The sequence below is a fragment of the Nocardia yunnanensis genome (assembly GCF_003626895.1).
GTDB lineage: Bacteria > Actinomycetota > Actinomycetes > Mycobacteriales > Mycobacteriaceae > Nocardia > Nocardia yunnanensis.
This window is the reverse complement of the sequence record NZ_CP032568.1, coordinates 7,366,529-7,391,419: the sequence shown is the minus strand read 5'-3', so window position 1 is coordinate 7,391,419 and position 24,891 is coordinate 7,366,529. Positions and strand designations below refer to the sequence as shown.

Annotated in this window: 21 protein-coding genes, 2 pseudogenes and 1 riboswitch; of the genes and pseudogenes, 9 read left to right on the top strand and 14 right to left on the bottom strand. The window is 68.8% G+C overall.

The annotated features are described in order from the left end of the window. Nucleotides 1-63: 63 nt before the first annotated feature. Nucleotides 64-159 (top strand): annotated as a pseudogene (locus D7D52_RS39670) (IS5/IS1182 family transposase); the annotation flags it as partial. A gap of 95 nt (nt 160-254) precedes the next feature. Here D7D52_RS39670 and D7D52_RS38850 read toward each other — a convergent pair. Continuing rightward, nucleotides 255-2,012 (bottom strand): annotated as a pseudogene (locus tag D7D52_RS38850) (DEAD/DEAH box helicase family protein); the annotation flags it as partial. A gap of 183 nt (nt 2,013-2,195) precedes the next feature. Continuing rightward, entirely contained in the window at nt 2,196-3,500 is a 1,305-nt protein-coding gene (locus D7D52_RS34655) for a replication-relaxation family protein (RefSeq protein ID WP_120743200.1), read from the bottom strand. 198 nt (nt 3,501-3,698) lie between these two features. On the opposite strand from D7D52_RS34655, the gene D7D52_RS34650 reads away from it, so the two are divergent. Together D7D52_RS34650 and D7D52_RS34645 are read left to right on the top strand one after the other, a co-directional pair. Further along, nucleotides 3,699-3,929, top strand: coding sequence for a ribbon-helix-helix domain-containing protein (locus D7D52_RS34650; protein ID WP_120743199.1), 231 nt, complete (start codon nt 3,699-3,701; stop codon nt 3,927-3,929). After that, a complete protein-coding gene (locus D7D52_RS34645) occupies nt 3,926-4,369 on the top strand; it encodes a type II toxin-antitoxin system VapC family toxin (RefSeq protein ID WP_051179339.1) in 444 nt (147 codons plus the stop codon). The genes D7D52_RS34650 and D7D52_RS34645 overlap by 4 nt, the downstream gene beginning before the upstream one ends. Nucleotides 4,370-4,541: 172 nt before the next feature. Here the strand turns inward: D7D52_RS34645 and D7D52_RS34640 are convergent, their stop codons facing one another. From D7D52_RS34640 to D7D52_RS34630, 3 genes are all read right to left on the bottom strand, one after another. Continuing rightward, the gene (locus D7D52_RS34640) at nt 4,542-5,846 is read right to left on the bottom strand and encodes an ATP-binding protein (protein WP_120743198.1); all 1,305 of its coding nucleotides are present in this window, start codon (nt 5,844-5,846) and stop codon (nt 4,542-4,544) included. Between the two features lie 362 nt (nt 5,847-6,208). Beyond that, on the bottom strand, nt 6,209-6,856 hold the full coding sequence (locus D7D52_RS34635; protein WP_120743197.1) for a Uma2 family endonuclease: 648 nt from the start codon (nt 6,854-6,856) through the stop codon (nt 6,209-6,211). 442 nt (nt 6,857-7,298) lie between these two features. Beyond that, nucleotides 7,299-7,634, bottom strand: coding sequence for a helix-turn-helix domain-containing protein (locus D7D52_RS34630; protein ID WP_120743196.1), 336 nt, complete (start codon nt 7,632-7,634; stop codon nt 7,299-7,301). Between the two features lie 169 nt (nt 7,635-7,803). Here D7D52_RS34630 and D7D52_RS34625 point away from each other — a divergent pair, with 169 nt between their 5' ends. The 3 genes from D7D52_RS34625 (at nt 7,804) to D7D52_RS34615 (ending at nt 13,951) form a co-directional block, all read left to right on the top strand. Then, nucleotides 7,804-12,543, top strand: coding sequence for a cation-translocating P-type ATPase (locus tag D7D52_RS34625; protein ID WP_120743195.1), 4,740 nt, complete (start codon nt 7,804-7,806; stop codon nt 12,541-12,543). Nucleotides 12,544-12,583: 40 nt separating this feature from the next. Then, on the top strand, nt 12,584-13,621 hold the full coding sequence (locus D7D52_RS34620; protein ID WP_120743194.1) for a YdcF family protein: 1,038 nt from the start codon (nt 12,584-12,586) through the stop codon (nt 13,619-13,621). Nucleotides 13,622-13,723: 102 nt separating this feature from the next. After that, nucleotides 13,724-13,951: a hypothetical protein gene (locus D7D52_RS34615; RefSeq protein WP_120743193.1), complete on the top strand. Its 228-nt coding sequence runs from the start codon at nt 13,724-13,726 to the stop codon at nt 13,949-13,951. Nucleotides 13,952-13,969: 18 nt separating this feature from the next. Here D7D52_RS34615 and D7D52_RS34610 read toward each other — a convergent pair whose 3' ends face one another. After that, nucleotides 13,970-14,872 carry a TIGR03564 family F420-dependent LLM class oxidoreductase gene (locus D7D52_RS34610; protein ID WP_120743192.1) on the bottom strand — a complete coding sequence of 301 codons (903 nt, stop codon included), beginning with the start codon at nt 14,870-14,872 and terminating at the stop codon, nt 13,970-13,972. 122 nt (nt 14,873-14,994) lie between these two features. Between D7D52_RS34610 and D7D52_RS34605 the strand changes: the two genes are divergently transcribed. Further along, on the top strand, nt 14,995-15,960 hold the full coding sequence (locus tag D7D52_RS34605) for a DNA polymerase domain-containing protein (RefSeq protein WP_120743191.1): 966 nt from the start codon (nt 14,995-14,997) through the stop codon (nt 15,958-15,960). 15 nt (nt 15,961-15,975) lie between these two features. Here D7D52_RS34605 and D7D52_RS34600 read toward each other — a convergent pair whose 3' ends face one another. From D7D52_RS34600 to D7D52_RS34590, 3 genes are read right to left on the bottom strand one after another with little or no spacing between them, the layout of a single operon-like run. Continuing rightward, complete coding sequence (locus D7D52_RS34600; RefSeq protein WP_120743190.1) at nt 15,976-17,262, bottom strand: ABC transporter ATP-binding protein; 1,287 nt, start codon at nt 17,260-17,262, stop codon at nt 15,976-15,978. A gap of 45 nt (nt 17,263-17,307) precedes the next feature. Next, complete coding sequence (locus D7D52_RS34595) at nt 17,308-19,062, bottom strand: ABC transporter permease (RefSeq protein WP_120743189.1); 1,755 nt, start codon at nt 19,060-19,062, stop codon at nt 17,308-17,310. Between the two features lie 10 nt (nt 19,063-19,072). After that, nucleotides 19,073-19,537 (bottom strand): DUF8020 domain-containing protein, encoded by a 465-nt coding sequence (locus D7D52_RS34590; protein ID WP_162958759.1) that lies wholly within the window; start codon nt 19,535-19,537, stop codon nt 19,073-19,075. A 359-nt stretch (nt 19,538-19,896) separates the two neighbouring features. Then, a riboswitch (M-box (ykoK) riboswitch) is annotated at nt 19,897-20,068 on the bottom strand. Between the two features lie 114 nt (nt 20,069-20,182). Between D7D52_RS34590 and D7D52_RS34585 the strand changes: the two genes are divergently transcribed. Together D7D52_RS34585 and D7D52_RS34580 are read left to right on the top strand one after the other, a co-directional pair. After that, a complete protein-coding gene (locus tag D7D52_RS34585; protein WP_162958758.1) occupies nt 20,183-20,701 on the top strand; it encodes a DUF3558 family protein in 519 nt (172 codons plus the stop codon). Continuing rightward, nucleotides 20,698-21,210 carry a DUF3558 family protein gene (locus D7D52_RS34580; RefSeq protein WP_120743186.1) on the top strand — a complete coding sequence of 171 codons (513 nt, stop codon included), beginning with the start codon at nt 20,698-20,700 and terminating at the stop codon, nt 21,208-21,210. The genes D7D52_RS34585 and D7D52_RS34580 overlap by 4 nt, the downstream gene beginning before the upstream one ends. Before the next feature lie 55 nt (nt 21,211-21,265). Here the strand turns inward: D7D52_RS34580 and D7D52_RS34575 are convergent, their stop codons facing one another. From D7D52_RS34575 to D7D52_RS34555, 5 genes are all read right to left on the bottom strand, one after another. Next, the gene (locus tag D7D52_RS34575; protein ID WP_120743185.1) at nt 21,266-21,457 is read right to left on the bottom strand and encodes a hypothetical protein; all 192 of its coding nucleotides are present in this window, start codon (nt 21,455-21,457) and stop codon (nt 21,266-21,268) included. A gap of 268 nt (nt 21,458-21,725) precedes the next feature. Continuing rightward, a complete protein-coding gene (locus tag D7D52_RS34570) occupies nt 21,726-22,718 on the bottom strand; it encodes an AraC family transcriptional regulator ligand-binding domain-containing protein (RefSeq protein ID WP_162958757.1) in 993 nt (330 codons plus the stop codon). Nucleotides 22,719-22,728: 10 nt separating this feature from the next. Beyond that, the gene (locus D7D52_RS34565) at nt 22,729-23,634 is read right to left on the bottom strand and encodes an AraC family transcriptional regulator ligand-binding domain-containing protein (protein ID WP_162958756.1); all 906 of its coding nucleotides are present in this window, start codon (nt 23,632-23,634) and stop codon (nt 22,729-22,731) included. 43 nt (nt 23,635-23,677) lie between these two features. After that, a complete protein-coding gene (locus D7D52_RS34560; RefSeq protein WP_120743182.1) occupies nt 23,678-24,592 on the bottom strand; it encodes an AraC family transcriptional regulator ligand-binding domain-containing protein in 915 nt (304 codons plus the stop codon). A gap of 100 nt (nt 24,593-24,692) precedes the next feature. After that, complete coding sequence (locus tag D7D52_RS34555; protein ID WP_120743181.1) at nt 24,693-24,884, bottom strand: hypothetical protein; 192 nt, start codon at nt 24,882-24,884, stop codon at nt 24,693-24,695. Nucleotides 24,885-24,891: the final 7 nt, after the last annotated feature.

The window sequence follows — 24,891 nt, the reverse complement described above, 5'->3', positions numbered from 1 at the left end:
GGTCACAATCGCCGCCCCAGGAGGGGAAAGCCGAGACCGGCAGCAGCCGGCCGAAGGCCGGGGGCGTTGCGGCGAGTCAGCCTGTGCCCCTGGCGTATCGGTGCCATCGTCGCGGCTGCTCTGGTGTTGCTGCACCACGAATACCGCCGAACCACCTGACCACGACACGCCGCTACCCGGAAAGGCTCAATGACCAGGTCGAAATACTCCGGCGGCACCGCCGGGTTGTAGCTGACCTCAACGGCTTCGTCCACCTCGTACGTGTCGACTGTGTCGTCGTCCGGCACGTCTTCGCCCCGCAGCATTGAGTACAGCCGCTGAACGGTGCTGATGACGACGTGAGTTGAACCCAGCACAACATCGCTGCGCAGTCGTTGCACGTTGTACAAGCTTCCCAACGGAGTACCGTCTTCCGGAGTCTTGAACAGCTCGAACTCGCTGTGGGCCTGTCTGCCAAGATTGTTGCGGTCGACGAGAAACAACACTCGTTTCGCGCCCGCGTAACGAAGCAGACGGTAGGTCTCGGTGACCATGGTGTAGGTCTTGCCAGCGCCGGTCGCCATCTGAATCAGCGCGCGCGGGCGATCTTCCGCGAGAGACTGCTCAAGCCCGTTGATCGCCTCGACTTGAGCAGGGCGGAGAGGTCCGGTAATCAACTCGGGCATGTGCTGCAACCGATGCCGGAAAGTAGGCGCTTCGGCGTCGGACTCGGCCTCGCGCATCCACCGGGCAATTGTCGCTGGCTGGTGGAACGAGAAGACCCGGCGTGGCCGCGAGATCGGGTCGAGGCCGTTGGTGAACCGTGTTTCTACCGCAGTGGATTCGTAGACGAACGGCAACGGGATACGCCACGCAGCCAGTTGCTGGCCTGCGTCCATGCTGGATGCGTAGCGCTGTGATTGTTGATCGACCGAACCGAGACTCTCGCCTTCGCGCTTGGCCTCGATGACGCCAACCAGCTTCGCGTCAACGTAGAGCAGGTAGTCGGCAGGACCGGTCGCCGTCGGCACTTCGCGCACCACAACGCCCTGCGATGCGAACACATTGATGGCAGATCGGTCCTGCACAGCCCAGCCAGCGTCGACGAGCATCCGGTCGATGATGCGCCGGACCTGTGCCTCGGTGAGCCGCGGACGGCTCGCGAGCGTCGCACGCTCGACGAACTCCTCGCGCAGTGCGGAATCGATGGGCTTGGCCGCGGATGCCTTCGCTCCGAGCTCGCGCTGCAGATCATCCACCTTGGTGGACAGCTGCTTGACCAGTTCGTGCACTCCGGCCTGGGCCTGTACCGCACGCAGGATCTCTTGGTTCGCCGCGGCCAGCGCTGCCGCCTCCGCGGTGGCCTTGGTGGTCCGCTCGTCGATGGTCGTTTTCATCTCGACGAGTTCGGCGTGGTACTGGCTCAGAAGCTGGCGCAACTCCTGCAGCGCCTGCGATTCCTCCGGGCCCGTCGGCACGCCAGGGCTTTCGGGCTGCGGAGGCACGAATGCGGGAGCGACGTCGCGATTCCCGCTGGCGGTGCGGCTGAACCAGGCGCCGAGTTCATAACAGGCCCGCACAAGTTGCAGAGCATCACGTTGAGCCGCATATCCTCCGTGTACCGCCTGGTTGCCGACCTTGCGAACCTCATCGAACCAGCGGTGCACACGGGTCGTCAGAAAGCCCTGGTCGTTCAGCACCTTCAGACGTTGGAACTGATTTTTTGGCATGTTCGGAATGCCGAACTCGATGAACGCCCGTGCGGTCAGGGCCTCACCAAATAGTCGACACTTGAACATCGTCGTGTTCGGATCGGCGAACACCGCAGCCTCCGCGGCAGCGCCGTACACCACGAGCACCGGCTCATATGTCAGTAGATAGCCGAAGTTCGCAGTACCCTCTGCCAACTTCTGAACCTGCGGGTCCACCCCCACGTCGTCGCTCCTCGCTGTCCGACTCCATGCCGCATTACGCCGTGTGGCAAACGATGTTACAACTCGGGAGGCAGAGCAACGAAAATCATTGCGCAACATGCGAGCTCGAAGTCCGAACCCAACCTCGCGCTCTTTGAGATCCGAGCCCACCACACCCAGGTACAGCGCGTATGTCCGCGCCCATCACCGGTATCGGGATCTGCCCAAAAGGTCGGCACTAACGATGTTGAAGGGGAGCATCTGCTCGGGCCAGGTGCCGGTCGCGACCGAGGACAGCAGCCATCACCATTCGTGCGAGGACGGATTGTCGTCCAACTCGATGAATGTGTTTTCGTCTGTCTGGTCCGCGGGGTCATGAGGGCGTCCGTCCGGAGTCGGGCGCGAGCTTCCGCTGGATTGTGGATGGTTGGCGAACAGGTCACGGATATGCGGGTCGTGGCGGTCGAAGGAGGCTTCGTTGTAGGGCTGTCCGGCGCTGGAGTGATGCGCGATGTGTGGGCCGCGTTTGGGGAGTTCGGCCAGCCGAAGTCGTTCGGTCGCCGTGTTGCTGTTGCCGGCGGTCAGCAGGGCCCAAACCGGGCGGGCTGGGTCGTAGTCGGTGGTGAGGTCGCGGGCGGTGGTCGCGATCACCAGGTCCGGGTCGCCGTAGCCGAGCGTGCGGCGTAGGGCGGTGCGTATGCCGGTCTCGCGGAGGGACGAGTGCAGTGAGAACAAAAGGATCCCGAACTGGTCGGTCGGGAAGCCTTGATAGTCGCTGAGTTTGGCGGAAACGTTGGCCAGGGTTTCGGTGCCGGTGTCGTACTCGAGGAAGAACCGCACGGTGTGCCCGTCTTGCTCCCAGCAGCCGTACCCGTCCGGGTGGATGGAGGTGGGATCGAGTGGGGAGGTCCAGAACTGTTCGGCGCATTGACGTTCCGACCACCATTGCGTCAATCCTTCGAGCGCAATTGCTTCGGGATGGTGTGAGGGGTTGCGGTGCGCGGCCAACGCGGTGAAGAAGCCGTTGATACCCAAGCGGTGCTCAAGGGTTGGGGAGCAGGCCAGCCGTTCGAGGGACAGTGCGTGTGCGGCAGGGGTGGGCGGCCGTTCGGCGTGTTGGGCCGCGATCAGGCGTGCGCCGGAATATCCGAGGGCGTGGCGTGTTTGGGTGGTGCCGCCGCCGTAGAGCGATTCGCGGAAGGCGAACAGCATGCCCATCTGACGTAGCTTGGCCAGTCGGTCCTGTGCGCGGCGGGTCGAGGTGAATTCGAGGCTGGCGATTTGGTCGGTGGTCAACACCTTGTGTTCGATCAGGAGTGAGAGAAGACGACGGTCACGATCGAGCAGTCGGAACCAGGGACCGGCGTTTGGATGCCCGCCGCAGTGGACGCCACGGCCTCGCCGCCGTCCCCCACGCGATGAACCCTCAGTATTGATACTGAGTCGGGATTTCGACCCCGCCCTCGGATTGTGGTGTTGAGCGGCGCGGATGCCGATACCGTGTTCGGCGTTTGGGGCGGCGGTTATAGGACGCCGAGCAGACGCCGACCCATCCGCGCTGCCATCCGCCGACCCAAACGCAGCCCGGTGTTCGTCGTGGCCGGTCATCGGGCATCACCGCCGGTGACCGGTCGGGCACCCACGGCCCGGATGATCACGTCCGGCCCGTCGACCAGCACCGCCCGGTTCGTATGCTGGTCCGTCAGCTCCACTCCACGACAGAGCTGCAGGTCATCGACCTGTGGCTCTTTTGTTTTTCCGGCTGTGCACGAACCCGAGGCATACCCTACGTAGTACCCTACGTTTATGAAGGCCAAAACGAGCGTGTACCTGGATCCCGAGCAGGCTGCCCGTCTCAAGGAGGCTGCCGAGGCGGCGGGACGATCGGAAGCCGATTTGATCCGGGAGGGGATCGACCTGGTGTTGATGCGGTCGCACCGGGTCCGCCGTACCCGGCCCTGGCCGTCGTTCGATTCCGGCGATCCTGGGTTTGCCGCCAACAGTGAGGATTTGCTCGGCGAGGCATACGGCGAGTGAGCTTCTTCATCGCCGACACGTCGGCCATCATCGCCGCATACGACCGTGCCGCGGAATTGCACGAACGGGCCCGTGAATTCCTCGCCACCTCGGTCGCGGTCGTTTCGCCGCTCGTGCTGGACGAGGTCGATCATCTACTGGTCGCGCGATTCGGAAAGGACCGTCGCACAGCCGATCTCGTCCTCGATGACCTGCTGACCTCGGCCGAGGAAGGTGCGGTGCTCGTGCCGCCGGTAGACCGCGATGACCTCCGGGTCGCACAGAAGATCATCGAGCAATACCGCGGCCTCCGACTCGACTTGGCCGATGCGGTCACTGTCGTGCTGGCCGAGCGTTACCTCACCAACGACATACTGACTTTGGACGAGAAGGACTTTCGAGCCGTCCGGCCGCTGACGCCCGCTCATCCGTCGTTCCGGCTCTTGCTCCAGGGCGACTGAGCCGCTCGTGATCGAGCTCGGGTGCCCATGGCCCGGATCGTGATGTCCGGCCCGTCGACCAGCACCGTGCGGTTCGTATGCTGGTCCGTCAGCTCCGCCGAACGGCAGAGCTGCAGGTCAATAGCCTGCGGCTCTGCTGTTTTCGTAGCAGCGCACGGACCGTTCGAGGCGGTCATGGGCGTGCGTTCCATAGGGCACTGACCGGGAGGGCGCGGAATTTCGGCCCGAAGGGGAGGGTTTCGGTGCCGGTGTAGAGCACGTATCCGGCGAGGAGGTCGTCGCCAAGACGTTCTCCGAGGTGACGGAGGCCGCGGAAGTCTTCGCCCTTGACGGTGGCGGCGGCTTTCACCTCGATGGCGATCACCTCGCGTCGGTTGTTCTCGAGGATGATGTCGACTTCGACGTTGTCGCGGGTGCGGTAGTGGAACATGCGGGCCTCCTGGTCGGACCAGGTGAGCTGACGAGCGAGTTCGGCGGCTACGAAGCCCTCCAGAAGAGATCCGAGCGGGCCGTTCACGGCCTGAAGCGCGCGCGGGTCGGCACCGCACAAGTATGTGGCGATGCCGGAATCGACCATGAACACCTTGGAGGTCGCGACGGCCCGGGTGGTCAGGTTTCGGGACCAAGCGGGAATTCGCTTTATCAGGAAAACCTCTTCCAGGAGGCGGAGATAGCGGGCGACGGTGTCCTTGGGCAGGCCGAGTTCATTGCCGAGCGCGCCGGGCACCAGAAGTTGACCGGATCTGGCCGCGACGAGGTTGGTCAGGGTGAACATCTCTGCGGAACGCTCGATCTCGGACAGCTGCATGACGTCTCGGTTGATCAGATCGGCGACGTAGGAGGAGAAGAATCGGGAACGCCGTTTGCCCTCTCGTGCAACGGCTTCCGGGAACCCGCCGCGTGCGATCCGTTCGATGTAGTCATCGCGATTCTCGGTTCCATCGTGCCGCAGAGGTCCTCGCTCGAAGGCGCAATCGATGAATCTGTCTGGAGCGCCGTCGATTTCGCCTTGGGAGAGCGGCCAGAGTTCGATCGTCTCCATGCGTCCGGGAAGGGCATCGGGAACGCTTCGGAGTGCCATGACGTGAGCAGAACCGGTCAGCAGGAACCGGCCGGGTCGTCCATCGGCGTCGACGGTCTCCTTGATCGCCAGCAGCAGTTCGGGTACTCGCTGCACTTCGTCGATGATCAAGAGGGAATCGTCGAGGACGAACTGTGTGGGGTCATAGCCGGCCGCCTGCCGAGTCTCCGGCTTATCGAGGCTGCGCCAGGTCGCGCCGACCTCCCTGCCTATCCGGGAGACCAGCGTGCTCTTTCCGCATTGACGCGCTCCGTTGACGAGGACGACACGAGTATCTGCAAGAGCTTCATGCACTGCCGAATGGGCGTGGCGGGGAAGGATTCGACCAATCGGCGATGACGAGAAGGACGAGGTCACCGCAGTCGTATTGCAGAATTCTTGCGCGATCTGCCGCATAGTTGGTGCGCGATCTGCCGTAACTTGTGTGCGCGATCCGCCGCTATGGCCGTGCGCTTCTTGCCGATGCTTCGCTAGAACGTCGTCATTGAGTCGGCGGCTTGGTCTGCAGATGATTCGTTGCGATCGGGCAGTGGGAGCGGTGGCGATCACTGGGCACCGCCAACCGGACCAGGCCGTGAACCAACCGTTCTAATCATGACGTCCGGCCCATCAACCAGCACCGTCCGGTTCGCATGCTTGTCCGTCAGGCCCACAGAATCGCAGAGCCGCAGGTGATCACCTGCGGCTCTGTTTTTTCCGGCGTCGGCCCGGCGACCACCACCGCCCGGTTCGCATGGGTTTCCTGGCAGTGGTGTCGATCATTTCTCGCGGCGCACACCATCGAGGTCGGTGAACGATGACCGGATCTTGATCGGCTCGTCCAGGACGAGTCCGTCCCAATGCTCACGGTGCAGTCCGTACCGCTTGTTGGACCAGTCGAGTCGGAACTCGTCGATGCGTTCGACGGTTTCCCGGTAATCGGCGAAGTGAACGACGAGATACACGGGAATCCCCGTGCAGGCGTACAGTTTTCGCTTGTATTCGGTATCGTCGCCGATGCTGTCGGGTGAGACCACTTCCACGGCCATGCGGATATGCGGCAGGACCGTTGTCGCATCCCATCGGCCGCAGTCGATGACCAGGAAGTCGGGGAACCGGAAGTTCGCTCGCCGATCCGCGTGCGCGCTGTCGGCGTCGGGGAAGCGAACAGGAGTGTCGGACTCGGTGTCGAGGCACGGATCGTTGGGCGTGTGTGCGTTCTCGAGTGCCCGGCGGAGCAGGTGGATCACCCGGTCGTGGGCGCGGCTCTGTGCCTGACAGCGCACTACGAGTCCATCCACCAGCTCGAATGGCCCGCCGAACCGCGCGGCAAGGTCGCCAGGGTCCGCGGCCAGGAACTCTTCAGCCGTCAGCCGCTGTTCGCCCGCGGGTATCCACAGCCGGCATTTCCTCCTACAGCAGTCCATCGGGAAGGCAATCCGCTACCCCAGGCTATTTCACGCGGAGCGATGCAGCTGGGATCGGCGTGGGCGCCCGGCAAGCCTTCAGCGTGTCCGGGGGCGCAAACAGCGCCGGATGGCTGGTCGTCGAGAACAGTGGCGCGTACAGAATTCGGGCCGCCACACATCCCGCTCCTTGTCGGAAAACCCTGAGAGCATTGCGATTTCGGGGCCTGCCAATTCGTCGGGGGTCGGATGGACAGCGATGGCGCCTATCGGGAACCGGAGGACAAGCCCACTTCCGACAGCCTCGTCGGTCGATTCGACGGTCTGGCTGATCAAGGCGCACAGCGTGTCTCGGTACCCGGGATCACCGAGGAACCGAACGGTGCGCCGATGTCGACGGCCGACCCTGCATGGGCGACGTTCAGTAGCCGGTGCGGGGGTCTTGCGAAGCGATGCGCGTGGCTCAGGCTGCGTCGGTATGGCTGGTGAAGTTCACCCGGTTTTCGGTATCGAGGGCGATATTGAGGGTGGCGTCCAAAGCTTCGGCGAGTTTGGCCAGCAGGGGCAGGGTGGGCACGGTGTCGGAGCCCTCGATACGCGAGACCTTGGCTTGGGTCAGGCCGGCGCGTTCGGCGAGTTCGGCTTGGGTGAGCCCGAGTTCGGTGCGGCGGTCGTAGACCGCTTTGGCCAGCGCCATGGAGAGCCGGATTTCGCGGTGGGCCTCGGTGACGTCGTCCGGCTCGGTGTATCCCTCGGCGAGTTTGCGCTCACGGAGGGTCTTCCAGCGTACGTGGCTCATCGGTCCAGTTCTTCCTTCTCTATGTTGCGGATGAATTCTGGATGGGCGGGATCGTGTTCGGCCTGGCAGGTTTGGTGGGCCTACCCGTCCGGATCATTCCCAGATAGGGGGAGTGTTTGCTCTGGTTGGGGGTATCGCCTCCCCAATGATCGTGGACAGGGAGAGGGTGATGGGTGGTGTGTGGGCTGTGAGGTTGCCTGGGGTGTTGGGCCCCGTTCGGCAGTTGGTGCAGGTGGGGGTGGCCGGTGCCGGGGTGGGGGTGGGGTTGGCGGGGACTGTTGCTGGGCCGTTGACCAGGACGGGGAACGAGGTGGCGCGGGGGGCGCTGGATTTGGCTCGGACGGTGGGGGATACGGCTGCGGGGTGGGTGGGGGCGGCGCCGCGGTCGTCGGTGGCTTGGTTGGGGGAGCGGCGGTGGCATGTGGATTTGGAACCGTTGCTGCCGTTTCCGGGGTGGGTGGAGCGGGCCGGGGAGTTGGAGCGGGCCGCGGCGGGGGTGGCGGGGGTGCGTTCGGCGCATGTGGAGACCGGGTTGGGGCGGTTGGTGGTCGACCATGACGGGACCGTCGATCGCGACGAGCTGTGGGAGCGGGTCTGCGGGCAGGTTTCGAAGGAACAGCGGGCGGGGGCGCAGGAGCAGGTTCGGGCCAGGCCGTTCGCCGATCCGGGGGATCCGCTGGCGTTGATGATGCCGTTGACCACGGCCGCCATGGATGTGGCGGCCATCGGGCTGGCGATCACGGGCCGGCTGGGCCGGTTGCCGGTGCTGCCGCGCACGGTGCGGGCGGCGGCCGCGGTCGTCAATCATCAGCCGCGGGTGGTGGCGGCGCTGGAGTCGCGGCTGGGACGAATCGGCACCGATCTGCTGTTGAGCGCGAGCACCGCGGCCAGTCACGGGCTGGGCCGGTCGGTGGGCGCGCCGGCGCTGGATCTGTTGCAGCGCGGGCTGCAGGTGTCGGAGGCGGCGGCGCATCGAGCGACGTGGCGTGAGCGCGAACCCGAGCTGGCCTCCCCGGTCCGGCCGCAGACCCCGGTCGTTCCGGTGGTTTCCGCCGTGGGCGCGGATCTGCAAGACGCCCAGCACAATTGGGCGGTCGCCACGGTCGGCGAGCTGTCGCACGTCGCGGTGGACGCCGCCATCGACAGCGCCAAGGACGAGATCACCGGCCTCGTCGAGGACTACGCCGCGCAGGCCGCGAACGGGTCGCTGATCGCCGCGGCGGGCGCGCTGCTGGCGGGCGGCGGCGCCGAGGAGGCGGCGGACGCCGTCCTGGCGGGCGTGCCGAAGGCCGCGCATCTGGGCCGGGAAGCGTTCGCGGCCATGCTGGGCCGCGGTCTGGCCGCCGACGGCGACCTGGTGCTGGACCCGGGGGCGCTGCGCCGCCTGGACCGCATTCGCGTGGTGGTGATCGACGGTGCGGCGCTGCGCGGTGACACCCGCGCGGTGCTGAAAGCCGAAGGCAACGCGCCCGGTTGGGACGCCGACCGCGTCTACGAGGTCGCCGACGCGCTGCTGCACGGCGAACAGGCGCCCGGCCCCGACCCCGACGAATTGCCCGCCGAGGGCGCCCGCCTGCGATGGCGGCGCGGCCGCACCGCCTCGGCCACGCCCGCCGCGGGCGTCGAACACGCCGCCCTCGTGGTCGACGGCGAAGAAGTCGGCACGGTCGAAGTCGGCTGGGAGATAGACCCTTTCGCGGTCCCGCTGCTGCAAACCGCACGCCGCACCGGCCTGCGCGTGGTGCTGCGCCATGTGGCCGGCACCGAGGAATTGGCCTCGAGCGTCGCCGCGGCCTACCCGCCCGGCACACCGCTGCTGCCGCTGGTGCGGGACCTGCGCGACGATCGCGGCCCGGTCCTGCTGGTCACCGCCCTGCACCCCGACTTCGCCTCCGCCGACACCCTGGCCGCCCTCGCGGTCGCCAATGTCGGTGTCGCCCTGGATGACCCGCGCGCCGCGACCCCGTGGAGCGCCGACATCATCACCGGCGACGACCTGGCCGCCGTGGTGCGCCTGCTGGCGGCCATCCCCGCCGCGCGCCGGGTGAGCGAATCGTCGGTCCGGCTCGCCCAGGGCGGCAGCACCCTGGCGGGCCTGCTGCTGGTGACCGGCGAATCCCGCAGGAGCGGTTGGAGTTTCGGCCGCGTACTCGGCCCGGTGCACGCCGCCGGCGCCAGCGCCCTGCTGGCCGGCGCCTGGCAGGCGCAGACGGTCCTGCGCATGCCGCCGCCCCAGCCGCAGCCGCTGACCGCCTGGCACGCCCTGGACGCGGAGATCGTCTACGCCCGATTGGACGGCGCCGAACCGCCGGTCGAACCCGCCGTCCCGCTCTGGCAGCGCCGGCTGGCCGATGTCTCCGACAGCGCGGTCGTCGCACCGCTGCGGCCCCCGCTGCGGATGCTGTCGCGGCTGGCCGCCGCGACCCGCGCCGAACTCGACGACCCCCTCACCCCGATCCTCGCCGTCGGCGCGGCGGCCTCCGCGATCCTGGGCAGCAATGTCGATGCCGTCCTGGTGGGTGGCGTGATGGCGGTGAACGCGGTGGTCGGCGGGGTGCAGCGATTGCGCGCCGACAGCGCGGTGGCGGCCCTGTTCGCCCAACAGGATCCGCGGGCCCGCCGAGTGGTGGTGCCCGCGGTGGCGACCACCCGACGCCGGCTCGAGGCGGCCCGGCGCGGCGGGCGGATCGTGAGCGTCCCCGCCTCCCGGCTGAGCCCCGGCGACGTGATCGAGTTGCGTGCCCCCGACGTCGTCCCCGCCGACGCCCGGCTGCTGTGCATGGAGGATCTCGAGGTCGACGAATCACTGCTGACCGGTGAATCGGTGCCCGTGGCCAAGCATGTGGACCCGGTGTCGGCGGAAGCCGAATCCGACCGTGCCAGCATGGTTTTCGAGGGCAGCACCATCGTCGCCGGGCAAGCGCGCGCGATCGTGGTCGCCACCGGCGCGGCCACCGCCGCCCGTCGCGCCACCGAGAACGTGGCCGGCGTCGAGACGGCGGCCGGTATCCAGGAGCGTTTGCGTGAACTCACCGGCAAGGTGCTGCCCCTGACCCTGGCGGGCGGCGCGGCCGTATCCGGCCTCGCCCTGCTGCGACGGGTGCCCTTGCGCCGCGCGGTCGCCGACGGTGTGGCCATCGCGGTGGCGGCGGTCCCCGAGGGCCTGCCGCTGGTGGCGACCCTCGCCCAATTGGCCGCCGCCCGAAGGCTTTCCGACCGGGGCGTGCTGGTGCGCGCCCCGCGCACGCTGGAGGCGGTCGGCCGGGTGCAGACGGTGTGCTTCGACAAGACCGGCACGCTCACCCAGAACCGATTGCGGCTGGTCGCCGCGGTCGCGGCCGGCGAGAGTGCGGACGACGAGCAGGACAACCGAATCATCCGCGCCGCCGCGCGCGCCTGCCCGCAACCCGCGGACGGGCAGGGGCACGCCCACGCCACCGACGAGGCCGTACTCACCGCCGCGCACGCCCTCGAGGGCGAGGCGCGGTGGGAGACGCTGGCCGAGGTGCCGTTCGAGTCCAGTCGCGGGTACGCGGCCGCCATCGGCCACCCGGCTGGCGAAAACAACTCTCCCACAGCAGTTCTGGCCATTAAGGGCGCCCCCGAGATCATTCTCGCGCGCTGCCGCTTCGCCGACCCCTCCGACCTGCGTCACGCGGAGAAGCTGGTGGAAACCCTGGCCGGCCGCGGCCAGCGGGTGCTGGCCGTCGCGCAATGCGCTTGGCCGCAACCGGTTCCGGCGGAGGTGGACGCCGAACTGGTCGACGAGGCCGCCCGCGATCTCGAACTGCTCGGCTTCGTCGGTCTCGCCGACACCCCGCGCGCCTCGGCGCGCCCCCTGATCGAGGAACTGCTCGCGGCGGGCCGCGAAGTCGTCCTCATCACCGGCGACCACCCGATCACCGCCGCCGCGATCGCGCATCAACTGGGCCTGCCCTGCGGTTCCCGCATCGTCACCGGCTCCGAACTGGCGGGCCTGGACGAACGCGAGCGCACCGAAACCATCACGGCGGCAAAGGTTTTCGCCCGGGTTACACCCGAGCAGAAACTGCAGGTCATCTCCGCGCTACAGTCCTCCGGCCGGGTGACGGCCATGGTCGGCGACGGCGCCAACGACGCCGCGGCGATCCGCATGGCCGATGTCGGCGTGGGCATCAACGCGCGCGGCTCCTCGGCCGCCCGCCACGCCGCCGATCTGGTGCTGACCCGCGACGATCTGACCGCGCTGCTCGATGCCCTGGTCGAGGGCCGCAATATGTGGCGCAGCGTGCGCGACGCCCTGACCATCCTGCTCGGCGGCAACGCGGGCGAGGTCGCGTTCACGGTGCTGGGCACCGCGCTGGGTCGTGGTCGCGCCCCGGTGGGGACCCGGCAGCTGCTGCTGGTCAACCTGCTCACCGACATGTTCCCCGCGCTGGCGGTGGCCGTCACCCCGGATCAGCGCGCCCAGCATCCCGAGGAGGACCCGCAGGAAGCGCTGCGGGCCTACCGCCGGGAGGTGCTGTCCGCGCCCGCGCCGTCGCTGGATCGTCCACTGCTGCAACAGATCGTGACCCGCGGCACCGCGACCGCGCTCGGCGCGTCGGCCGCGTGGGCGATCGGCCGGTGGACGCCGGGCACCACGCGCCGCGCCTCGACCATGGGCCTGGTGGCGCTGGTCGGCACGCAACTGTCGCAGACGATGCTCACCCGCAGCCGCAGCCCGCTGGTGGCGGCGACCGCGGTCGGCAGCGCGGCGGTCCTGGTGGCGATCGTGCAGACCCCGGTGGTCAGCCACTTCTTCGGCTGCACGCCACTGGGTCCCGTGGCGTGGACGGCGGTGCTGGGTTCGATCGGCGGAGCCACCGCGGTGGCGGCGTTCGCGCCCGGCCTGTTGCCGCAGGCGGCCCCGGCGTCGCCCGAGCAGTAGTGGGATGGATCGAACATAACCGGTGAGGCAGGGAGGGCTGATGGAGACCGCGGCATTGCTGTCGCTGGGTTCGGTGCTGGCGGCCGTGGGCGTGTTTCGCGTGACTCGCGAACCGCGCCGGCTGTCGACGGGTTTGGTGGTGCTGGCGGCGGTGGTGCTGCTAGCCGCCGGATGTGCCACGCTCGCAGTCGGTTTCGGCCCGATCGCGACGGCGCGATCACACCTCGCGGCGATCGCGGCGGCCGTACTGGCCGCCGGCGGTATCGCGCTGGTGGCCAACGGCTTCACCGTCGTGCGCCGCGAAGGCCGCTCGCCGACGACATTCGTGCCGATGGTCGCCGGCACCGGATTACTGGTCCTGGCAACGGGAATCGCGGTGATGGCCGCCGGCGTGCCGGCGCCCTCGTGGGCGACCCAGCTCGGCCTGCTCGGCTGTCTCGTCGGGGGATACCTGGTGATGCATTTGATCGCCTTCACCGGCTACGCGCTGCTCTACAGCAACCTGCCCGACCGTTCCGAGGCCGACGCGATCGTGATCCTCGGCTGCGGTCTCAACCGCAGAGCCGTCACCCCGCTGCTGGCCGCCCGCCTCGACCGGGGCATTCGCGCCTACCGCGCGGCCGCGGCGGTGGGTGCGCCGCCGGTGATCGTCACCTGCGGCGGTCAGGGCCCCGACGAAGCCACCTGCGAAGCCGACGCGATGGCCCGCTATCTCACGGCACACGATATCCCGGCGAATATGATTGTCCGCGAACGCCATTCCCAGAACACCGCGGAGAACATCGGAAATTGTGTCCGGCAATTGGAGATTCGCGGAATCCCCGCCCATCGGATTCGAATGACGGTGGTCACCAGTAACTTCCATGTCCTGCGCTCCGCCGCCCTGACGCGTCGCGCGGGGATCGACGCCCACGTGGTCGGCGCCCGCACCGCCGGATACTTCATTCCGGCAGCCTTCCTGCGCGAGTTCGTCGCGGTGTTGCTCACCCACTACCGGCGCACCCATCTCCTGGCCGCCGCGGTCACCCTCGCCGGCGTGACCGCGGTCGTCGCCGACGCCGCCCTACCGCCGCACTGATTCGCCGGCCGCAAGATCTATCTTGCGCAGAGTCGTTGGCGCAGTGCAGAATTCCGGAGTCAAGATCATTTTGCCGTCTTCGGGCGGCGTGGGGAGGGACTCATGGACATCAAGCGCGCCTTCGTTCGTACCGCGCTGGGCACGGCCGTCATCGCCGCGGCCGTCGTCACCACCGCCGGTGTCGCCGGCGCCGACGTGCCGTCGCAGCCGGCCGATCAGATCAGCCAGCAGAACTCCGACATCGCCGGCTTCGGCTCGGGCAGCGCGGCCGGATCAGGCCACGCCCTCGGCGACATGATCGGCCGGCTGCTGTTCCACAACGACAACTGATCGGCTGTCGCCGCAGCGTCAGATCTGGCCCGCGAGCGCCCAGGTCCGACGTTCGTCTTCGGGGCTGCCGAGGTCCGTGCTGGTGAGCACGACCTCGGTGGCCCCGGCCTCGTAATAGCGGTGGACGGCGGCGGCCACGGTCTCCTCGTCGCCGATGACGGCCAGCTCCGCCGCGCGTGTCGCACCCTCCAGCTCGAGGACGCGACGATACGACGGCACCTGCTCGTAGAAGGCCAAACTGTCGACCGCGGCCGCGCGCACCCGCTCGACATCGGCGGTGACCACGGCCGGGACGAACGCGACCACCCGCGGCGTACCCGACGAGGACCGGGTGAGATCCGGAACGATGTGCGCGCTCAGGGTTTTCGGCCCGGCGAGGTACGGCAGTGTGCCGTCGGCGAGCTCGCCGGTGACGCGCAGCGCCTGCGGTCCCATCGCGGCCACCAGCACGGGAATGCGCGGCTGCGCGCCGGGTAGCGCCGTCGGCAGCGGCGGCGTGACGGTCAGCAGCTCCCCGTGAAAATCCGCGGTGCCCTCGTCGAGCAATTGCCCGATGGCGGTGAGGAATTCACGCAGCCGGGCGATCGGCCGCTCGAACGGCGCCCCGAACGCCCCGGCCACCAGCGCCGACCCGAGGGCCAAGCCCAGGTGATACCGGCCGTGCGTCGCGGCCTGCGCGGTCTGGGCCTGCGCGGAGACCAGCAGCGGATGCCGCCCCACCACCGGGATGGCCGAGGTCCCCACCTGCAGGCCCGGCACTTCGCGGCCCACGACCGCCGCCAGCGTCGGCGAGTCGTAGTCCATGCGCTGCCCCAGCCATATCGCCCCCACCCCGAGCTCGTGCGCCGACCGGGCCTGGGCCACGATCGCATCGACATAGTTGTCCGCATTCTTCGCGGCGAGCGCGATTCCGAGTGTCATGCCAGGGGCAACCGGCTGGCGCGAGCGACTGTTCCCCTTGAAATCAGGCAGCGCACAAGGCTTTCCAGATGCATGCGGGTGAGGTCCGGCGGCTTGTCGGGGGTGGGGGATATGGTGGCCCGATGGGCGATGACGCGCGGGCCGGACTGAGGTTCTCCAGTCTCGACAGTCCCCTCTTCGACGGGGCCGACGCCACCAAGGGCGATCTGATCGATTACCTGGAGGCGGTCGGCGAGCGGATGGTGCCGCTGCTGCGCGACCGGCCGCTGTCGGTGGTGCGGGTTCGTCCGGGCCAAGAGCCGTTCATGCAGAAGAACCTGCCCAAATATACCCCCGACTGGGTGCACCGGGCGACGCTGTGGGCGGGCAGTTCCAAACGCGAGATCTCCTATGCCCTGTGCGACGACGTGCGCACCCTGCTCTGGTTCGGCAATCAGCGCGCCGTCGAATACCACGTGACCTTGCTGCCGGCCGCGGGCCTGGCCGACTATTCCGGCTCCCCGACGCATCTCGTGCTCGATATCGATCCCGCCCCCGATCAGCCTTTCGCCCAGGTGGTCGGCGCGGCCGAGTTGATCCGTCGCGCCCTCGAGGCCGACGGGCTGGCGGGCGCGGTGAAGACCAGCGGTTCCAAGGGCGTGCACATCTTCGTCCCGGTGGTCGCGGGCGTCGATCTCGAGGACGCCGCGGCCGCCACCCGCGCCATCGCGGCCCGCGCCGAACGCCTGGACCCGGCCCTCGCCACCACGGCCTTCATTCGAGAAGACCGCGGCGGCAAGGTTTTCCTGGATTCCACCCGTGCCGGCGGCGCGACCGTGGTGGCCGCCTACAGCCCGCGCGTCCGGCCGGGTGCGACGGTGTCGTTCCCGATCGCGTGGGCCGATCTTCCTCGTATCGACCCGCGCGAGTTCACCATTCGCACCGCCGTGCGCGAACTCGGCGATCGTGATCCGTGGGCCGAGCTCATGCCCGCCCCGCAGCGGCTACCCGCCGACCTGATCGCCGAGGGGCACACCATCCCGGTGGCCCGCGTGCAGGCCATGCACGAGGGCAAGCGCCGCGCCCGGGAGGCCCGCCGCCCGGAGTGACACGGTTCGGCGCACTCAGCCGTGCTCTGGATGGCGCAGGAACATCCGCTCGTCGGCGTCGTACTCGTAGAGCTCCCCGTACCGGCCCCAGTCGATGGCCACCCGCAGTTGCCGGCGCGCCGCCTCCTCGGAGAAGTTGCGGCGCAACAGATCCAGGAAGAACCCGTCGCGCATCCGCTGATGGTGCGCCGCGGCCAAGGCATGGTCGATGGCTGCGACCGATGGCGCCTTGGCGCGCGCCACCCGCGCGAAACCGGCCTTGGCCGTGTCGATGTCGCCGTCCACGAACATCCGGCCGTCGACCGTCAGCTCCAGGTCCCCGTCGGCGGCGGTGGCCAGCCCGAGCAGCCGCGCGGCGTCGACCAGCGGCATGATGTCGTCGAGTTCGAAACGCAGCGCACCGGCCAGCTCCGGCAGATCCGCGCGACCGCCGCTCACCGCGACCAGATCCAGCAGGCCCGCGATGCCGTCCACGCCGGCGTCCGGCAGCGGCCGATTGGTGGGCGTCGGCTCGACGCCGCAGCGGTCCCCGTCGAACGGCGAATCGGTGAGCATCCGGTAGGCGTGATCCACCAGGTTCTGGAACTGGACGCCGCGGGTGTCGCGCGGATGCGCCAACCCGATGCGGATCTCGCCCTTGATGCGCCCGGGATTGTTGTCCAGCACCAGGATTCGATCCGCCAGCTGCACCGCCTCCTCGAGATTGTGGGTCACCATCAGCATGGTCTTGGTGGGGAAGGCGGTCTCGCCGAAGAGCCGGATCAGCTCGCCGCGCAGGTTCTCCGCGGTGAGCACGTCCAGCGCCGAGAACGGCTCGTCCATGAGCAGCACCTCCGGCCGCACCACCAGGGCGCGGGCGAATCCGACGCGCTGGCGCATCCCGCCGGAAAGCTCCTTGGGATAGGCGTTCTCGAAGCCGTCGAGCCCGATCATGTCGATGGCGTCGGTGACCCGTTCGGCGCGCTCGTAGGCCGGCATACCCTGGGCGCGCAGCCCGAGTTCGACATTCTGGCGCACCGTCAGCCACGGCAGCAGCGCGAAGGTCTGAAACACCATGGCGGTGGCGGCATTCGGCTCGGTGATCTCGTTGTCGCGCAGGAACGCGGCCCCGGCCGACGGTCGCATCAGTCCGGCGATGATGCGCATCAGGGTGGACTTGCCCGAACCGGATTTGCCCAGCAGCGCGACGATTTCGCCCTCGCGCAACTCCATGCGGACATCGGACAGCACCGCCAGCTGCTCGCCGGAGGGATTGGTGAAGTTCTTGGTGACGCGGTCTACGGTGATGACGGGGGTGGACATCGGGTGTCCTCCATTCGTGAAGTGTTGTCTGGCAAGGGAATCGATTCAGACCAGCGCGAACCGGGTCTCGGCGGTGCGTTGCAGGCGCCGCCACACCAACCGGTTGATGGCGACCGTGACCACGCTCATGACCAGCGTGCCGAGCAGGACCTTGGCGAACTCGTCGTTGCCGGTCGCATTGGTGATGTACGCGCCCAGCCCGAACGCCTCGAGATGCGTGCCGCCGGAGTCGACGACCTCGCCGACCAGGGTGGCGTTCCACGCGCCGCCGAACGCGGTGATCGCCCCGACCACATAGCCGGGCGCGATCGCGGGCAGGATCAACGACTTCCAGCGTTCCCAGCCGCGCACCCGCAGATCGTCCATGGCCTCGCGCAGATCGGTGGGGATCTGCCCGGCCGCCGCGATCACGTTGAACAGCACGTACCACTGCGCGCCCAGCGCCATCAGCACGGTGCCGCCGATATCGAGCGAGATCCCGGTGTAGGTCAGCCCGGCGACCACGAAGATGTACAGGAACTGCGCCGGGAAGCTGGCCAGCACCTGCACCACCGGCTGCGCGAATCGGCAGATGCGCGGATTCATGCCGATCCACACCCCGACCGGCACCCACACCACCGTGGACACCACCAGCAGCACCACCACCCGGCCGAGGCTGGCCAGCCCCATGAGCGAAGCGGGCCCGAATTCGGCGAAGCCGACGGTCCTTTCGAAGTAGCGGGCCAGCGTCCACGCGCCCCAGCCCAGCGCCGCGAACAGCAGCGTGAAGAACACCGCGTCCCCGCCGCGACTGCCGCGCCGCTCGAAGGGTGAGCGGGTGGCCCGGCCGAAGACCCGCATGCCGCGGTCGATCCGTTCCCCGACGGGCCGCAGCCGCGCCGCGATCCGGCCGGGAACGGTGGTGCGCCGCAACAGATCCAGCACCAGGCTGCGCGGCGCCAGCGCCGCCTCGGTGTGCTCCACCCGGAACCGCTCCGACCACGCCGTGAACGGCCGCCAGAACAGCACGTTCACCAGCACGATGGTGACGACCATGACGATCGCGCCGAGCACGAGTTTGCCGACCGCGGCCTCCTCGGTGGCGGCGGCGATGAAACTGCCCATGCCCGGCAGCGCCTGATCATTGCCGGAGACGCTGATGATCTCCGAGGAGGCGAGCATGAACCACGCGCCGCCGAAGCTCATCATGCCGTTCCAGATCATCGGGATCATGGCGGCCGGAATCTCGAGCTGGGTCAGCCGCTGCCAGCGGGTCAGCCGCATCATGCGCGCCGATTCGTCCAGCTCGCGCGGCAGGTTCCGCAGCGACTGGTAGTACGCGAAGGTCATGTTCCACGCCTGCGCGGTGAAGATGGCGAACACGCACGCCGCCTCCGCGCCCAGGTAGGAGCCCGGGAACAGCGCGATGAACGCCGTCACCGTGATCGATACCAGCGCCAGCACCGGCACCGACTGCAGGATGTCGAGCAGCGGGATGAGCACCTTCTCCGCGCGCCGGGAGTGCGCGGCCCACTGCCCGACCACCAGCGTGAACAGGAACGACGCGGCCAGGCCGACGAACATGCGCAGCGTGGTGCGGGCCGCGTAATAGGGCAGGTTCGACGGATCGGTGGACACGGTGTCGGGACTGCCGCCCGGCGTCCACGGCAGCGAAATGTCGCGAAAGAGCTTGACCACCACCACCGTCAGCACCACACCGGCGGTCAGCAGCAGATAGTCCGCGGGCCGCAGTCCGCCGCGAGCCCGGGGCAGATCGGGAGAGGTCTTGGGGCGGTTGGGGATTGCGATTTCGAGAGTCATGGCAGCCACCTCACGCCTGGGCGGGCGGTGCGGTGTTGACGTGGCCCATCGCGTCGTTGAAGCGGTCCTCGGGGCTGTCGCCGTCGCTGACCGGACGCAGATCGATGTTCCGTACCGGCGCGGTCGCGGCCCGATCGGTCTGGGCCCGCTCCTCGTCGGTGAGCGGCCGGGCGCGGTCGGGCCGCGGCGCGAGCACGGCGGTGTCGCCGTCGATCCGGACGTCGATCGGATACATGGTGTTCTGCTTGGCCAGCAGCAGCGGCAGCGAACCCACGACGACGCCCGCGGGGTCGAGGATCTGCAGGCGGTCGTGATCCACCCGCAGCGAGCCCGCGTCGGTGTGCAGTCGCACCGTCCGGTCGACGATGGTGGCCGTGGCCTCGATCGCCGCCGGTTCGGCGTGGGCGGTGGCGTCGGTGGTGAGCAGCAGTGCGGCACTGATCAGCGCCGGGCAGGCGAGCATACGAATTCTCATCGGGATTGTGTCCCCTCATCTGTCGCCGCCCGCGGCAAGGGTTTTGCGGGCAGCATCGAATTCCGTCGCGCACGAGGTGTGCGGACGGTCGGTCATGAATTGCGAATTTCCGAACTCGAAAATGCGCGCGCGAATATCACGCCGCCGTGGCAGCGGCATCGGATATCGGTGAATTACGCGCGTCGTGACGACGCGGCGGCGGTGTGCTGCTTAACGGCCCGCTCGCCGGCGGAGGGGCCGGCCCGGAGACTCCGGACTGTCAGAGGGCGTCATCTGGGTGCCCCGACCTCCTCGAACTAGTAGAACGCGAAACGACAGCGCACACGGGGGGAGGTCGGCCCGGCGACAACCGGAAAGGACGGACACCCCTCTCGTCAGAGCTTCGGCACTGTGCGACGTATTCCGCTGGGCGGGAAGCCACTTTGGATAACCCCTTAATCCGGGGAAATCTGTCCTAACCTTGGGCGTCTCTCGACGTCGTCAGATCAGTGGCCTGTGTTCGTACAGGAGCCTCGCCTATCGAGGTGCGATTCCAACGTAGATAAGATTCGATAAGAAGTCAAAATCGCTATTGCGCGCAATCCGCGCACTGTGCTCCGGCGCCGCCCCGGGCGGTGTTGCACCGGTTCGCCTACCCTGGTCCGAGTGAGGAGAACGGCGGGCGCGGCGGCGGGGATCGCCCTGATCGGACTGGCGGTCGCGGGCTGCGGCGGCGCGAACCAGCAGGCGACGGCCACGACCACGACGAGCGCGCCCAAAGCGGTGCTGCCGTCGCCGAATACGATCGCGCTCTGCGGCGGGGTGCCGGACGCCGACATCGCCCAGCAGACCGGGCTCACCGATCTGCGCCCCGAGGCGGCCAATCCCATGAGCTGCACCTGGCAGTCGGGCGACGACGCCGAAGCGGTGGTGTTCCACTGGTTCCGGGGCAGTTCGCTGACAGAGCGCCGCACCCAGGTGACCACCGGTAAGCCCGCGGACGTGCGGGTCGCGGGTCAGGCGGGCCTGGAGTGGCAGGACCCGGCGACCTGCGAGCTGGCGGTCGCGTTCGGCGACACCGACTTCATCGACTGGACGGTGCACCGCGCCGCGGGCGCCCAGCCGTGCCGGGGGCTCGACCAGCTGGCGACGGCCACCCTGAAGCAGGCGGGACAGGGCTCATGAGACGAGTGTCCGCGCGAATCATGGTGGCGGCGTTGCTGATCACCGCGCTCACCGGCTGCTCGCATGCGGCGAAACAGGACGGCGCCCCCGCGTCCGCCGACCCGAACCTGCTGGCCGGCTGTGGCCCGGTGGAGGACCAGAAGCTGGCGAGCGCGATCGCCGTCACGAACATGCGGCAGCTGAGCGCACCCACCATCTGCGACTGGACCGCGAGCAATCCCGGCGGCGGCGCCGTCGACCTCACCTACGCCTGGCTGCGCGACGACACCCTGGCGCGCGAGGTGCAGATCGCCGGCCAATTCGGTTACCGGATCGAGCGTTTGGTGGTGAAGAACTTCGGCGGCATGTACTGGCGCGACCCGAAGGATCCGGGCAGCTGCGCGGTGACGGTGGCCGACACCGGCACCGTCACCTGGTGGGTGCACAACCGCGACCACGCGGCCCGGCCCGATCCCTGCGCGGCGGCCATGACGCTCATGAACGCGGTGCTGTCGGTCGACGGCGTCTAGCCGCACAGCCCGCCCCGGAGTCTCGGCGCCGCCCCGGAGTCTCAGCGCGCCAGGCTCAGTGCTCGAGGAACGTCGCGACGATGTTCCAGAACATGTTTCGGTCCACGCTGTGAAAATCCCAGCTCTCGGTGAGGCTGTGGGTGGCGCTGACAATCGCCGGGATGTCGAAGTCGTGCCGGGTGGCGGTGCCCTTGGCCTCCACGGCGGTGACGACGAATGCGGTGGCGGTCTCTGCGGTGTGGGCCACGAGAAAGCTCCTATCGATGAACCGGTCCGGTGGGTGCTCGTGCGGATGCGTGGCCGTGGACAGCGTCGGCCGCGACCACACATCGTCTACGCCGTGGCGAGCCTCGCGGCCGACGCGTCACTGGCGTATCCGACCAGTTTTGTTTCCGGTTACGCCACAGGGGAGTTCCGAAGACGCCAAACCGAACCGGGACACGCCAACCTAGCTGTGTGGTTGCCGGAATACCGTACGGTAGGTGCGATTTCGGCTCACACGCGGGGGTCGATTCTCATCGATCCTCGCGCTCCCGCCACCGGTTGACCGCCCGCCGCAGGCTCGCCGGATCCGCGTATCCCAGCAATTCCGCCTGCTGAGCCCGCGAAAGATGTTCGGCCCGCCGCAATCTGCGCCGGCGCGCGCGATCCACCTCGCGCCGCCAGGTGGTCCCGGCGTCGGTCAGCCGACGTTGCAATGATCTTGGTGAGGTCAGCAGCCGCCGCGCTACCGCTTCCAGCGTCGCCGCGCCGTCCGCCAGCGCCGCGTCCAGGGCGTCACCGAGCTGGTCGAGCCAGGTCACCCCGAACTCGGGAGTGGCCGGCAGCGTGGCCGCGTACGACAGCAGCACCGCCGTCAGCTCGGGGTCGGCCGATTTCATGGGCAGCGCCAGATCCGCCGCCCGCAGGGTGATGGTGTCGGACTCGGCGCCGAATTCGATTGCGCCGGTGCCGAACACCTCGGCGAACCGGCTCGGATCGGCCGGCGCGGCCTGCCGCAGGCACACCCGCGACGGCGTCACCGCGCCGCAGGTGGCCACCCGGCCACGCCCGACGATCAAGGCGAAAGCCGCCTGCACCAACAGTTCTCGACCCCGGCAGCCCTCGACCGCGGACAGGATCTCGTAGCGCACCTCGTCCCCGGTGCGGTCCGTGATCCGGAAGCTGTAACTCGTTGTGAGACTGCCGGTGTGACGCACACACGTTTCCAGTGCCGCATCCAGTGTCGCCGCCGACAGGAACAGATATTCGAGCAGACCGAACTCCCCGGTCGTGCTCTCCTCCGAGACCCGCAGGGCGATGGCCGCATCCCCGGTCTCCTGCTCCAGCAGTTCCCACGCGCGCAGGCAGTACCGTGGCGACACCCGCGTCCCCTCGCCGCCCTCCCGCCAGGCGGCCACGCCCGCCAGCCGGGCGATCCGGTCGGCGTCCAGTCCGGCGCGGGCGGCTCGTTCCAGCGCGAAGCGGACCATGAGAATGCTGTCGTGACAATCGTTTCGGTTGGTCACGAGCGGTCCATCAACCGGCTGTCCGCGTCCGGGCGTTCGCCAGCTCCCGGCTCCAGCTCGTGCCCGCCGCCGCGAGCCGCCGCTGCAGGGTCCGCGGGCTGGTGCCGAGCCGGGCGGCGGCGTCCTCGAGCGTCGGCGGCCGCGTGGCCGCCGAGCGCACGCCCCAGCGCGGGGAATCCAGTTCCGCCGCTACCAGATCCGCCCAGGCCCGCGCCGGCGGACTGGACAGGGTGGCCGCGGCCGCGCCCCGGCGCAGCACCCCCGCGAGCCGGGCATCGGCGCTGTGCTGCGGCCGGTCCATATCGGCGCGGTGCAGCGTCATCGAGTCGGTGTCGGCGCCGAAATCGATTGCGGCGGTGCCGAAGAACTCGACGAACGGCGCGTGATGACGCGGAGCTCGCTGCCGGAAGGTGATCCGCGCCGGGACGATCGGCGCCGCGGCCGCGAAGCGAACGCGAGAGGTCAGAAACGCGAAGGTCGCCTGCGCGGCCAGTTCCGCGCCGCGACCGTCGGCCACGCTCCCGGTCACGAAGGTGGTGCACGACTCGCTCTCGCACGCCACGTCCAGTCGCCGGGAGCGCGTCAGCTGCGCCCCGAATTCCGTTGCCGCCCGCAGCCCCTCGCCGACGGTGCCGGCGGTGGCGACCAGGTAGTCGATCATCCCCAGCTCACCCTTCGCATGCCGCTCGGCCGCCCGCAACCCCACGTGCGGCTGTCCGGTCCGTTGCTCGAGCAACTCCCACAACCGCAGATAGCACAGTCCCGGAACACTTCCCGCCGATTCCGCCAGCACGCCGGCTCCGACGCCCGCCGCCCGCGCCAGCTCCCGCGGGTCCAATCCGGCCGTGCGCCCGCGCCGTAGCACGAAGCGGGCCAGTAACACGCTGTCGGAGCCGCTGGCGCCCGCCCCGTTCATCGCACCGTCACCGTGTCGCGAGACGGACGAATACCGTTGCGGCTCACACCGCTTCGCCTTGCAGGAGCGGCGGGTATTCGACGCATTCCAGATGGCGTTTGCGGGCGCGGTCGACCTCCAGCCGCCAGGTGGTGCCGGATTCGGCCAGGCGACGCTGCAGGGTGCGCGGGCTGGTGTACAGCCGCCGGGCGACCTCGTCCAGCAGCGGGTCGGAATCGTCGAGCACCTCCGCGAGCACGGCGGCCACCCGGTCGGGCCATTCGGTGGCGTGCGGGGGCGGGGGCGGCAGGGTGGCGGCATGCCGGCGCAGCACCTGCGCCAGCATGGGGTCGGCGGTGACCTGCGGCCGCGCCAGGTCGGCGGTGCGATAGGTGACGCTGTTGGCGGCCGCGCCGAATTCCAGGTCGGCCGTGCCGAAGAACTCGCGGAAGGCGTCGTGGCGGCGCGGGGCGCGCTGCTGGAAGGACAGGCGCACCGGGTCCACGGCGCTGCCGGCCAGCTGCCGGACCCGGGAGACCACCAGGCCCAGCCCGGACCGCACGCTCAATTCCCGGCCCTCGCCGACGGCATTGATCATGTGCAGATCGAAGGTGCACTCGGTCTCGGTGCGGGCGCTCGCGTCGAAGCGGAAGTTGGTGCTCACCGCGCCGATATACGGCCCGATGACCGTCAGCCCCTCCCACAGGGTGTCGGCGGTGGAGATCAGATAGTCGAACAGCCCGAACTCACCGAGCCGGTACTCCTCGAGCACCCGGAAGGTCGCGTCCGGATCGCCGGATTCGTGGGTGAGCAGCTCCCACAGCCGCGGATAGATGTCGCTGGCGACACGGGTGCTGCCCTCGGCCGCCTGCCAGCCCGACAGTCCGGCCTGGCGGGCCAGCCGGTGCGGATCGATACCGGCCCCGGCCGCGTGACGCAGGACGAACCGGGGCAGCGAGACGGTATCGGAGGTGTGCATACGCCAATGGTGCGGGGAATTCCCGGCCGGAAACCGGGGATTCGCCGAACTGTGAGCCAGCCCGCTCGGGCGCTGCCGGGCGGGCCGGGGCGCTCGCGGGTCAGACCCGCAGGAAGGTTGCCGCTATGCCCCAGAACCGGCGGCTGTCGATCGCGTGGAAATCCCATGTCTGCGTGAGTCCGTGGGTGGTGGTGACGATGCCGGGCACGTCGAAGTCCTCGTGGGAGGCGGTGCCCTTGGCTTCGAGGGCGGCGATGACGTAGGCGGTGGCGGTTTCCACGGTGTGGGGCACTGGAACT